The organism is Sphingopyxis macrogoltabida, assembly GCF_001314325.1.
GTDB classification, from domain to species: Bacteria; Pseudomonadota; Alphaproteobacteria; order Sphingomonadales; family Sphingomonadaceae; genus Sphingopyxis; species Sphingopyxis macrogoltabida.
The window spans coordinates 4,460,107-4,471,696 of the sequence record NZ_CP009429.1 but is presented as its reverse complement, the minus strand read 5'-3'; the positions used below and the strand labels follow the sequence as shown (position 1 = coordinate 4,471,696).

The 11,590-nt window shown below is 60.3% G+C and carries 14 protein-coding genes; 5 read left to right on the top strand and 9 right to left on the bottom strand.

The annotated features are described in order from the left end of the window. Positions 1-399: 399 nt before the first annotated feature. Complete coding sequence (locus tag LH19_RS21690; RefSeq protein ID WP_145923558.1) at positions 400-804, top strand: helix-turn-helix domain-containing protein; 405 nt, start codon at positions 400-402, stop codon at positions 802-804. A gap of 1,112 nt (positions 805-1,916) precedes the next feature. Here the strand turns inward: LH19_RS21690 and LH19_RS28180 are convergent. Then, positions 1,917-2,689, bottom strand: a protein-coding gene (locus LH19_RS28180; protein ID WP_145923346.1) for an IS5 family transposase whose coding sequence is annotated in 2 segments (ribosomal slippage) — positions 1,917-2,371 and positions 2,371-2,689 — 774 coding nt in all. Because the reading frame shifts where the segments join, the coding sequence is not laid out codon by codon here. Positions 2,690-3,020: 331 nt separating this feature from the next. Between LH19_RS28180 and LH19_RS21675 the strand changes: the two genes are divergently transcribed. From LH19_RS21675 to LH19_RS21665, 3 genes are all read left to right on the top strand, one after another. Continuing rightward, a complete protein-coding gene (locus LH19_RS21675) occupies positions 3,021-3,251 on the top strand; it encodes an AbrB/MazE/SpoVT family DNA-binding domain-containing protein (protein WP_054589308.1) in 231 nt (76 codons plus the stop codon). A gap of 4 nt (positions 3,252-3,255) precedes the next feature. After that, positions 3,256-3,648 (top strand): PIN domain-containing protein, encoded by a 393-nt coding sequence (locus LH19_RS21670; RefSeq protein WP_054731804.1) that lies wholly within the window; start codon positions 3,256-3,258, stop codon positions 3,646-3,648. A gap of 497 nt (positions 3,649-4,145) precedes the next feature. Next, positions 4,146-4,604: a MucR family transcriptional regulator gene (locus tag LH19_RS21665; protein ID WP_054731803.1), complete on the top strand. Its 459-nt coding sequence runs from the start codon at positions 4,146-4,148 to the stop codon at positions 4,602-4,604. A gap of 351 nt (positions 4,605-4,955) precedes the next feature. Here LH19_RS21665 and LH19_RS28845 read toward each other — a convergent pair whose 3' ends face one another. Next, a complete protein-coding gene (locus tag LH19_RS28845) occupies positions 4,956-5,306 on the bottom strand; it encodes a hypothetical protein (protein WP_145923557.1) in 351 nt (116 codons plus the stop codon). Between the two features lie 179 nt (positions 5,307-5,485). Here LH19_RS28845 and LH19_RS21655 point away from each other — a divergent pair, with 179 nt between their 5' ends. After that, a complete protein-coding gene (locus LH19_RS21655) occupies positions 5,486-5,812 on the top strand; it encodes a DUF736 domain-containing protein (RefSeq protein WP_054734108.1) in 327 nt (108 codons plus the stop codon). A 73-nt stretch (positions 5,813-5,885) separates the two neighbouring features. Here LH19_RS21655 and LH19_RS21650 read toward each other — a convergent pair whose 3' ends face one another. The 7 genes from LH19_RS21650 to LH19_RS21620 all read right to left on the bottom strand — a co-directional run bounded on the left by LH19_RS21650 (position 5,886) and on the right by LH19_RS21620 (position 11,492). Beyond that, a complete protein-coding gene (locus LH19_RS21650) occupies positions 5,886-7,202 on the bottom strand; it encodes a site-specific integrase (RefSeq protein WP_054731801.1) in 1,317 nt (438 codons plus the stop codon). Positions 7,203-7,689: 487 nt separating this feature from the next. Continuing rightward, complete coding sequence (gene arsH / locus LH19_RS21645; protein ID WP_054731800.1) at positions 7,690-8,448, bottom strand: arsenical resistance protein ArsH; 759 nt, start codon at positions 8,446-8,448, stop codon at positions 7,690-7,692. Continuing rightward, positions 8,445-9,521 carry an ACR3 family arsenite efflux transporter gene (gene arsB / locus LH19_RS21640; RefSeq protein ID WP_054731799.1) on the bottom strand — a complete coding sequence of 359 codons (1,077 nt, stop codon included), beginning with the start codon at positions 9,519-9,521 and terminating at the stop codon, positions 8,445-8,447. Before arsB ends, arsH begins: the two co-directional genes overlap by 4 nt. A 9-nt stretch (positions 9,522-9,530) precedes the next feature. After that, a complete protein-coding gene (gene arsC / locus LH19_RS21635; RefSeq protein WP_054731798.1) occupies positions 9,531-9,962 on the bottom strand; it encodes an arsenate reductase (glutaredoxin) in 432 nt (143 codons plus the stop codon). Then, on the bottom strand, positions 9,959-10,480 hold the full coding sequence (locus LH19_RS21630) for an arsenate reductase ArsC (RefSeq protein ID WP_054731797.1): 522 nt from the start codon (positions 10,478-10,480) through the stop codon (positions 9,959-9,961). Before LH19_RS21630 ends, arsC begins: the two co-directional genes overlap by 4 nt. Positions 10,481-10,510: 30 nt before the next feature. Next, a complete protein-coding gene (locus LH19_RS21625) occupies positions 10,511-10,840 on the bottom strand; it encodes an ArsR/SmtB family transcription factor (protein WP_054731796.1) in 330 nt (109 codons plus the stop codon). A 55-nt stretch (positions 10,841-10,895) separates the two neighbouring features. Further along, the gene (locus LH19_RS21620) at positions 10,896-11,492 is read right to left on the bottom strand and encodes a cation transporter (RefSeq protein WP_054731795.1); all 597 of its coding nucleotides are present in this window, start codon (positions 11,490-11,492) and stop codon (positions 10,896-10,898) included. Positions 11,493-11,590 lie beyond the last annotated feature (98 nt).

Below are 11,590 nucleotides of genomic sequence, written 5' to 3'. Positions count from 1 at the left end.
AATTATATTTAGTAATTACAAATAATCGATGTTGAGAGGAAGTGGAATTGTCAATTTGTCGATTTTCATTGACGGGGAAAATGGGTCAAGATATTTTCAATCTGATTTAGATCCAGAATTTGTTGATTATTTGTGTAATTCATTAGGTAACGCTGTAACTTCATTAAAATGGCGCGTTTTGGATTAATTATTCCTATTATATTTTTATTTTTCTACTTCATTTTCCTCTGGTGTACAGCCGGCTGCAAGTCCATTTTCGGCGAACTCACGGCTCGCGCCTCTGCGGTGCCGCGGTTGGGTTACCAATACTCGAGGCATCGGCGAAATGCTGTTGAAAGAGCTCGCTAGCGTTGGTGATTGCATAGCAGCGCTTGCTGGTTCAGGATGACAAGTCTTAGGATGACAGGCATCGGCGACACGGAAGGTCTCAAACAGGCTTCGCCTGCTAAAGAAGTCGCTGGTGAGGCGACAGGCAACCTTGACACGGATGCCGTCTACGGGGCGGAAGAAAGCTTCGGAGCAAGCTTGCGCCGCATGCGCCGCGCGAGCGGGTTGACGGCGTCGGAGTTCGCGACGGCCGTTGGCGTGAGCATTCCAGCTGTCTGCAACTGGGAGCTGGGTCATGCCCGCCCTAGGCCAAAGCGCCTCGCGAGGATTGCAGATGTGCTGGGCGTGAATAGCTGCGATCTTGTCGGGTCTTCCCGAACCGGCACGTTGACCGAGACGGTAAGCCGGGTCCGTTTGGAAATTGCCCAGCTTGCGGGCGTTGCGCCCGAGCGAGTGAAAATATATATCGAACTGTAGGCGCAGCTTCGCATCGTTGCCTTTGACAATCAGTCATAGTGCGACGCAGAAAGTTCAGGAAAGCTCCAGTTTTCCGTCTGCTTCCTGACTGGCATCGGGCGAATAATGAAAATGCCGGCGCGCAAGATTTTGGGGATGTAGGATTGTCGCATTGAAGCGCCCAGCTGGTCTGCCCGAAGGAAAACCGCCGCCGAACCCGTATCGTGAATTCTTGTTCTGGTCGATCTTCGCCCTCGTCGCGTTGTTGATGGCCGCCAATCTGTGGAGCGTGCTAAACGGGAGTGGCTGGAGTTTCTGATTTTAGAAAAATTGACCGGTTGGAGAGCAATCCGTAACAACCGTTACAGAATCGTTCCAATGCCGTTCGAGATCGCCGTCGAGCATGAGGGGCGCGTGCAGAACTTTATCTGCGCCTTTTCTCTGCGATACCGTAACATGGTTGACTCTCTGAGGCGATAAGAGCAGCGAATGCGGGGTCGTTTCAGGGGGATTCGCACAATGGCGGATGATGATCGCGACCAATATTCCTGGCGGCAGACCACACTTTTCTTTCCCCGCTTCGGGAGAGTGATCACAAGTAGTGGGTTGCGGATCCGCTTGCTGATGCCGGGTGACTATTTGACCCGCCGATCGAGAACCACGGGAAAGCAAATTTATCGGCAACCATAGGAGCAGATGCATTAGGGCATCACTGCACCTGAACGTTCTCCCTATTTCGCCGGTCGGAGCTTCCACATGGCTGGCCGCCCCTGTGACGCGCCCAGAAAATGAGCGCAGTTGCCGATGAGGGCTCGCTGCCGCCAAAAGGGCCGGCAGGGGGCGCACCTTTGTTCTGGCCGCGCTGCGCACTCGTCGCGGCTGTCTTGGCGGTGCGGCGGCTAAGCACATTTGCTCACGGACGCCGCCCCGCCGGCGGCTGCGCCGAGAGCGCGTTTGCCTTCTCGATCCGTCGTGTCGGATCGGGGGCCATGGAGACATGGCCTAGCGGCTGATAGGTGGCGCCGCGCTTCCGGGCGCGGCGGCGTTTTCATGGGCCTCCCGTCGATCGCGGGAGTGGGCGGCGCTTCCTTCTGGGCGCGTTCCGCCGAAGCAGAGGCCGAGCGGGAAGCGGCTTAGGGCGTAGACTCATTAGCGGCGATCCATAGGCGTGTGCAGAAGAGCTTGATGGCAGCGAGGAAGTTATCGCTTCGTTTGTCGTATCTGGTGGCCAAGCCTCTGGCGTTTTTGAGTTTCCCGAAGAAACGCTCGACCAGATTACGGTAGCGATACAGGAAGCTGCTGAACGCGAAGCCTTTGCGACGATTGCGCTTGGCTGGGATGTTGGCGAAGCCACCCTGCGCGGTGATCTGACTGCGAATGGCATCGCTGTCATAAGCCTTATCGGCGAGAAAGGTGGTGGCGTTCGGCACGGCGGCCAGCAGCCTCTCGGCCTCACGGCAATCGCTCGCCTGGCCTTCGGACAGATGCAGTTGGATCGGCAGGCCGCGACCATCAACCAGGGCATGGATCTTGGTTGTCAAACCGCCCCGGGAACGTCCCATGCAGCGATTTGGGTCCCCCTTTTTAGGGTCGCACCGTGCTGGTGGACCCGGATGGAAGAACTGTCGATCATGACCAACTCGCCGTCGAAGGCTTGGCTCACCGCTTCGAGAAGGCGGTCCCACACACCGGCTTTGCGCCAGCGCACGAAACGGTTGTAGCAGGTGGTATGTGGGCCATAGCGCTCGGGAATATCAGCCCAAGGACTGCCCGTGCGAAAGCGCCACAATATCCCGTCGATGACCCGCCGGTCATCCACACGCGGAACCCCGCGAGGCTTGTTCGGCAACAACGGCTCGATCACCAGCCACTCATCATCGGTCAGTTCAAATCTACGACGCGTCATCCAAAGCTCCTTCCCGAAGCCTTGAATCAACCGCGCCCGCGCCGCGCAAGTCAGTTTATGAGTTTACGGCCTAGTGCCACAAGGCGGGACGGCGGCGGAAGCCGCCGTTACATTGCGTCTCGTACGGCCTGCCCGGCGGGAGGCAAAGAGATGGACTGCACCGGATGCGGAGATTAGCGCCCTAATGTCCGCAATGTGTGCGGAGATTATGCCTTCCCTTCGGGAGGCTGCCTGTTGGTGAGGGCGAGGGCGGCTGTCAAACCGCCCTCGCTTGCTCATCCATGCAGAATGATATACATGTATTTCATGTATATCCATGAGGAGATTGATAATGCAGCTCGCGCGCTGGGGAAATAGCCTCGCCCTTCGGATACCGGCATCCATCGTCGAATTGCTTGGTCTCAAGGAAGGCGACGATATTGAGGTCAATGTCGCCGGGACTCACCGTTTCGAGATCGATCGGGATAGGTCTCGCGAGAAGCTGGTGGAACGCATGCGCATGTTGCGCAAGCCTTTGCCTGCCGGTTGGCGCTTTGATCGCGACGACGCCAACGAACGCTGAGCCGATGCCCGTCTTTCTCGATACGAATATCCTCATCTACGCGTTCAGCGACGATCCGCGCACCAGCACAGCTGAGAAACTCTTGTCGGACGGGGGCGAAATCAGCGTTCAAGTTCTGAACGAATTCTCGAACGTCGCCCGGAAGAAACTTCAGTTCGATTGGCAACACCTCGGCGAAGCGCTGGGTATCGTTCGGGGTCTCGCAAGCCGCGTTAATCCCCTCAACGTAGAAACCTATATCGAGGGGATCGCACTAGCGGAGCGATACGGGATCTCAATTTATGATGGGCTTATCGTTGCGTCCGCAATTCAAGCAGGATGCGACATACTATATTCGGAAGACATGCATGACGGACTGGGAATCGGTGAACAGTTGAGGATCGTGAATCCGTTTTGAGACTTTGAGCTATGGACGACCCGACGAGAATCTGCGTGACCGACGCGCCCGGCATGCTCGATTAGCTGATCCATCGAGCAGAAAAGGGTGAGGAAGTGATCCTGACATTGGATGTTCGTCCGACTGTCCGCCTGGTGCCATTTAAACCGGTCGTGATATGAGCGCGCGCCGGGCGGCGGCGCTGAGGCGCGCGCGAGGAGACTTGCCAAAAAAAAGAGGACGTCGCCGAAGCCGCGCGCAGTCATAACTTTTCATACCGCGACAAGGGACTGTCTACGGAATAGTGGATGCTTCTCGATAAGCGCATATCGAAAAGGGGCGCGAACACCGTGAAAACGTCTCTGTGGGTGCCGGCTTACGACGGGATAAGTCTTGCTAATCAGGAAGCTTGGAAATCGCCGCGCCGCGGGACGAGCGGCGCGATGCCCTCCCGACAAGAATAATCGTGGCAGCACGCAAGGACAGTTGGTAGGGCGGCGGCGTAGAGGAGATATTCGATGGCCGACGAAACCCAGGATATGTTGCTGACGCTCACTGCCGATATTGTTGCGGCCCATGTATCGAACAACAGTGTCTCGATGACGGACCTTCCCGATCTGATCGGACGCGTTCATGGCGCGCTCGCGGGACTTGGCGGCGATACCGAAGCGCCAGTCGAAGAACTAAAGCCCGCTGTGTCGATCCGCTCTTCGGTGAAAACCGACTACATCGTCTGTCTCGAGGATGGCAAGAAACTTAAGATGCTGCGCCGTCACTTGATGACGCACTATGGCATGACCCCCGAAGACTATCGCGCCAAGTGGAACCTGCCCAAGGATTACCCGATGGTCGCGCCCGCCTATGCCGAGAGGCGTCGCGCTCTTGCCAAGGAATTCGGCCTCGGCACCAAGGGCCGCGGCGGCGGCCGCAAACCCGCCGCCAAGACGGCTGCCACGAAGACCGCGCCCACGCGGTAAAGCGAGCGCCTGACAGCCACGGCCGCGCGACGTGGACCGTGCCGCCCGCCTGCGCACACCGGCGGGCGGCGCGGGCGTTCGATTTGGATGGACGTCCGCCATGTTGCTGCTGCCCTGCGTCCCGGTCGGGCCTGCCGCCTTGTTCCACCTGCTGCTTGTCGCCTCATTACGCGCGGCGTCGATCAGCGCCGCCGTCTGCGCCGCTTTCGTGGTCGAGGCAGCGAGCTGCTCTTTGGTCGTGGCGACGCTCGCCGCCGACACCGCCATGGTCGGCGGTGCTTGCTCTTGCCAACTCGCCCGCGCTGGCAGGGCTCGACATGCCCTCGTCTTCGGGCCTGCCGCCCTCGCGGGTTATTTGGTGCGGCGCTCACGGCGGCGTAGGCCGGGATCGATGTCGATCGGCCCGGAGCGGGCGCGGCGCTGACCGCCTATCTGATCGCGCGCCGCCGCTTTACAACGCAGCCGATCTGACTGGTTGGGGCCTTTGCCGACAAGGGAGGGCGGGAAGAGGAGCGGTTTTTCCGTGACAATGGCCGCCGACGTCGCCGACCTTGCGGCCGCCGCCGGCGTTTCCTTCCGGAACGCGCCGAGAATCGCCACCTCGCCTTTGGCATGTCCGAGACCTCGAACCCCCACGGCCTCTCGAAATGGCTTGATGACCGTGACCGGCTTTGTCTCTGCCGCTCGGGGCCGCAACGGCAAGTCCGCTCTTTTTCCTCTGCCGGCGACAAGCGCCGTCATTCCTCGCGAGGCAAAAAGGCGCGGTTCTTCCCTCCTCCAGCTGCGCTTGCGGGCCTTTGGCTGCGGCCGCGGCCGTCCCGGTCATGCCGCAAGCCATCGAGGCCATGACGGTCATGGTCGAGGACAAAAAGGCAAATGAAATGGCTACCATCGGAAACTTCAAGAAAGCCGCCAACGGCGAATATGTCGGCGACATCACGACCCTCGGCGTCCAGGCCAAGGACGTTCGTATCCTTCCCGACGAAAATCCCCCGCGCGAAAATGCCCCGTCGCACCGCATCTTAGTCGGCCGCGCCGAAATCGGTGCCGCTAGGTCCAAGCAGTCGAGCGAAGGCCGAGCCTATCTCGGGCTCAAGATCGACGATCCTTCGTTCACAGCGCCGATCTACGCGAACCTGTTCGACGGCAAGGGGGGCGAGACCTACAGCCTCATCTGGTCGCGCTCGAACCGGCGCGGCGGGGAATGACGTCACAGGTAGATCCCGCCCGTAAGCCGGGCGGGATTTCTTCCGGCTGCAGAAATGTTCGGGAGCCCAGAGTTCAGACGGCAACCGGTGCGCCGTCCTGTTTTTCCACTGGAGAGGGGCGGCCCAAGGCCGCGGCGATCGGAGCGGTCACGCGATCCGCCGCCATTCGGGCTGGGTCGTACGAGACATGTGCGTAGATCGCGGTCGAGCGCGCATTGGAATGTCCCAAGAGCGAACCGACCATTAGAAGCGCTTCGCCGGCCGAGGCGGCGGCGCTGCCCAACGTGTGACGCAGGACGTGAGGCGTCACACCCGGCAACCCCGCCTTCTTGATCGCAACCTGCCACGCCGTCTTCGTGCCCTGATAAAAGCCGTCACCACGCTCCGCGGGAAAGACATAGCCTTCTGCAGGATCAGGCTTCAGCGCTTCGAGGAGGGCGGTCGCAGCAGCGCCGAGCGGGCGGACACTCCGGCCTGTCTTCGAGTAATCGAAAATCAGCAATCCGCGTTCCAGGTCGACCTCGGACCATTTCAGACCCGCGATTTCATTGCGACGGCAGCCGGAGAGGGCCCACAGGCGCGCGATGTTTACCGCCTTGGGGTTCGCGCCTTCGCGCTCGACGGCATCAAGCGCTTCGCCCAACCTCTTCACTTCTTCCATTGACAGGAAGCGCGTCCGCTTGTTGTCTGTCTTGCGAACCGCCGCATCCTCGACAGGATTGTGCGTGACGCGCGTTTTGCGCTTGTGCGTTTTTAGAAAAGAATAGACGGCGGAGAGGTCTCGCACGACCTTACGCGCGGCGCCGTCGCCGCCCCGCACGATCACGCGCTTGCGCTTGCCTGTCTCGGAATCGACAACCCACTCGTCGCGTGCCGTCTTGCCCGCAGTCACATCCCGGACAAACGTCGTGATGTCCCCCTCGTCGATTTCCGTCACATGCCTTTTGCCCAGCAAACGCACGGCGTGGTGGCGGAGACGCGCCAACGTATAGGCCTTGGTCATTGGCTTCATCGGCTCGCCTTGCCGAATACCGCGCTGAATGAAGCACCCTTCCTGCTCATAAAAGTCGATCGCCGCCGCCAACGTCATCTCGGCCCGCTTCACGATCCGCTCTCCCTCAGGGTCTTCGCCCATGCGAACACGCGCGAGAGCCGTTTCAGCAGACTTTCGTGCCTCGCTAGCGGAAACTTCCGGATGCGGGCCGATCATGTACCACCGGACGGGGGCATTTCGACCGCCCTCGCGCGTCCGATATTTGATCACCCAAGACTTCGCACCGGTGGGCGTAACGCGCAGGCCAAACCCCGAAAGCTCTGCGTCCCAGAGGGTGTAGCGACCCGATTTTGGTCGGGCGGCATCCGCTACAGTTTTAGTGAGTTTCGTCTTCATACACGAAATTTAGCAGATTTCCGTCAGCCGGGCTACCACCGACGATCTGAAAAATGCTCGTTCTCGTTGAAATTTAGGGATTTCCGGGCTACCACCGGGCTACCACCGAAAAGTTGTTCGCTGGCGCTTGCAGGCAGCTAAAACGGCACTAATTGGCGGAAAACTGCGATTTGTGTAATCAGGGGCAATCAACGGAAAACAGCCAAAAACGCGTTTTTGCAACCTTGCCAAGGTTGGGGTCGAGGGTTCGAATCCCTTCGCCCGCTCCAGTTTTCCGAATAGTTTTAGTCACTTACGCCGAGAGGCGGCGTAATATGGTCTGTTACGCGGGCGCGAATTTCGCGCTGCGTAATAAGGACGTAATATGTTCTGCGCGAGCTGCGGGTGCCTTCTGGCGAAGCTACGGCGGCGTTGAGTCCGCCATAAGCTATATTTTGCTGCTTCCGAGAGCCACACAGGGCAGGCGGCCAATTCTTGAGTGAGCTGTTCAGCTGGCGCCTGGGATGCCTGCCAGTTCGGCGGGCGTGATGACGGGTTCCCGTCGATCCTTCCGCTCCGAATAGCGGTCGACGAGCTGGTCGGCATGGCCGCGCGTCAGCACGGTGAAGCGCACCAGCTCTTCGGCGACGTCAACGATCCGGTCGTAATAGCTCGACGGCAGCATCCGGCCCCCCTCGTCGAACTCCTGATAGGCCTTGGCGACGCTCGACTGGTTGGGAATGGTGATCATCCGCATCCAGCGACCAAGGATGCGCAGCGTGTTGACGCTGTTGAACGATTGCGATCCTGCCGACACCTGCATCACCGCGAGGGTCCGACCCTGCGTCGGACGGAGCCCCTTATAGGCGAGCGGCAGGTGATCGACCTGCGCCTTCATGATGCCGGTGATCTGGCCGTGCCGCTCGGGGCTGCACCAGACCTGACCTTCGGACCAGATGGAGTGCTGCCTCAGTTCCTCGACCGCCGGATGGTCGTCGTCAACGATCTGGTCGGGCAGCGGGAGGTCGGACGGATCGAAGATGCGCGTCTCGCAGCCGAAAAGCTGGAGCAGGCGCGCTGTCTCTTCCACGACGAGCCGCGAGTAGGACCGTTCGCGTAAAGACCCGTAGAGGAGAAGGATGCGCGGCGCAGGATCGAGCGGCCCGAGACCGAGCGCGGGCTGCGTGCGGAGATATTCAGGGCTGAGCGCCGGCAGATGGTCGGGATCGGTAAGCGTGCGCAGGCGGCTGTGGGTCTGTTCTGTCATGATACTTGAGCTTGTGAAGGAACGGTCGCGGGAAACCAGCGGCGTCCGAGGCGGAAAGCGACGCTGACGAGCAGGATGAGGACGGGAACCTCCACGAGCGGGCCGATCACGGCCGCGAAGGCGACCGGCGAAGCGAGCCCGAAGGCAGCGATAGCCACCGCGATCGCGAGCTCGAAATTATTGCCCGCAGCGGTGAAGGCGACCGCGGTCGTGCGCGGATAGTCGGCCTCGATGAGCTTGCCCATCCAGAAGCTGATGAGGAACTGGACGACAAAATAGATGGAGAGCGGGATCGCAATCCGGATGACATCGCCGGGGATGGTGACGATCTCGCCACCCTTAAGACTGAACATCGCGACGATGGTGAAGAGCAGGGCGACTAGGGTGATCGGCGCGATCTTCGGCAGGAAGTGCGTCTCGTACCACTCATTTCCTTTCGCCTTCGCGAGGAACTTGCGGGTGAGGTAGCCGGCGAGGAAGGGAATGCCGAGATAAATGAGAACCGCTTCGGCAATCGTCCAGAAGCTCACGTCGATCACGCTGCCTTCGAGGCCGAAGAGCGGCGGCAGCACGGACAGGAAGAACCAAGCATAGACGCTGAAAAAGAGAATCTGGAAGATCGAGTTGAAGGCGACGAGCGCGGCGACATATTGATTGTCACCCTTGGCGAGTTGGTTCCAGACGATCACCATCGCGATGCAGCGCGCGAGGCCGATGAGGATCAGGCCGGTCATATATTCGGGCTTGTCCGAGAGGAAGGTGACCGCGAGCGTGAACATCAGCACCGGCCCGATGACCCAGTTCTGGATCAGCGAAATCGCCAGTACGGGCTTGTCCTCGAAGACGCGTGGAAGCTCATCATAGCGCACGCGCGCGAGCGGCGGATACATCATCAGGATGAGGCCGATCGCGATCGGGATGTTGGTCGTGCCGACCGACAAGGCGTCGATCGCGGCGGGCAGCCCCTTGAAGACCGACCCCAGCACCACGCCCAGTCCCATGGCAAGGAAGATCCAGAGCGTCAGATAGCGGTCGAGGAACGACAGGCGTTCGCGTTTTGCTGTGGCAGTCACGTCGATCTCCTAGGCCTGAACGCGATTGCCGGCGGCGTCGACGACCTGTTCACCGTCTTCCTTGGCGAAGGCGCCGAGTTGGCGGGCCGGAAGAATGTCGAGCACGGCTTCGGACGGGCGGCAGAGCTTGACCCCGAGCGGCGACACCACGAGCGGGCGATTGATAAGGATAGGGTGGGCCATCATCGCCTCGATGAGCGCGGCGTCGCCGAGGCTCTCGTCGCCGAGGCCGAGGTCAACATAGGGCGTGCCCTTCTCGCGCAGCAGGTCTCGCGGTGGGATCCCGGCGCGGTCGATGAGTTGTTCGAGCAGCGCGCGCGACGGCGGCGTCTTCAGATATTCGACGACATGCGGCTCGATCCCCGCCTTGCGCATCAGCGCGAGCGTGTTGCGCGAGGTCCCGCATTCGGGATTGTGGTAGATGATGATGTCGGCGGTCATGCGCCCGCCTCCTGTCCGCCAGTGGCGCCTTGGGTGCGGCCGATTTCCTTCAGCTGCCGCTCCATCGCCATCTCGTCGATGCTTTTGTGCGGGAGCGCGAGAAAGAGCGCGATGCGGTTCGAAAGATAATGGAGCGCATGTTCGAAAGCCTCGCGCTGGCCGGGGCCTTCGACCGCGGCGGGATCCTCGATCCCCCAATGCGCGTTCTTCGGCTTGCCCGGCCAGATCGGGCAGGTCTCGCCGGCGGCATTGTCGCAGACGGTGAAGATGAAATCGAAGACCGGGGCATCGGGGCCGGAAAACTCGTCCCAGCTCTTCGAGCGAAGGCCCTCGGTCTCGAAGCCAAGTTCGCCGAGAAGCGCGAGAGCCTGCGGATGGACCTCGCCTTTGGGGAAGCTGCCCGCGCTGTAGGCGCGGAATCGTCCTTTGCCGTCGCGGTTCAGCAAGGCCTCGGCAAGGATCGAACGGGCGCTGTTGCCGGTGCATAGGAACAGCACGCTATAAATCTTGTCGGTCATCGAAAATCTCCTTCGGTGCGGTCGCGGCGTTCAGCAGCAGGCAAGTTCGGCGAGGAGGGGCTCGCAGAGTTCGGCGCGGCCCAGACAGCAATCCTTCGCCAGAAAGAGCATCAGCTCTCTGAGCGTGTCGATGTCGGCTCGCTGTATTTGCTGCCGGCCCAGCTTTTCTGATTTTACGAGACCGGTCTTGACCAGTACAGCGAGATGGGTCGAGAAAGTGCTTTGCGTGAGACCCGATGCGTCGACAAGCTCCCCCGTCGACAGGCCTTCCGGCTCATGCCGGACGAGCAAACGGAAGGCCTCGAGACGCGTCGGATGAGCGAGGGCGGCGAGAGCGGGAAGCGCGGTGTCAACGTTCATTCATCGGAATTATCCGATGTGTTTCATTCTGTCAAATCACATCGGAAAAACCCGATTAGACGGGCGACTTTTTAGTCTCGGCGCGAGCATCGCGAAGAATTTCGATGCCGCCCTTGATCGCGATCAGCGCAGTCGCAAATCCAACCAGAAGGTCCGGCCAGTTCGTACCGAGCCACCAGACGAGGACACCCGCGATGAGGATGCCGCCGTTCGAGATGAAGTCATTGTAGCTGAAGGTTGTCGCGGCTCTGAGGTTGACGTCCGGATCCTGAATGCGCTGCAAGAGCTTCAGACAAGCATAGTTCACCACCGCAGCGACGGCCGACATGATCATCATCGTCGGACCGATCGGTTCGCTGCCTTCGAAATAACGGCGTCCCACATCGAACAGGACGCCGGCTGCGAAGACCAGCAGCATGACGCCCGATGCCGTTGCAGCACGGGTTTTCCATTTCAGGCCATGGCTGAGCGCAACTAGGCTCAACGCATAAACCGCGGCGTCGGACAGATTGTCGAGCCCGTTGGCGATGAGCGCGCTCGAATCGCCGAGCGCGCCGGTTACAAGGAAGGCGATCGCGATCGCGGCGTTCAGGACGAGAACGATCTGGAGCGTTCGCTTTTCGCGTTCGCTCCCGGATGCTTTTTCTTTCATTGCAAGCTCCTCAATCCTCACCATCCCTAAAAGGAGGCGGAACCCGCTTGGGTTCCGCCTCAGTCAGCACTCCCGGTTGCCGCCGACAGGGGGAATGG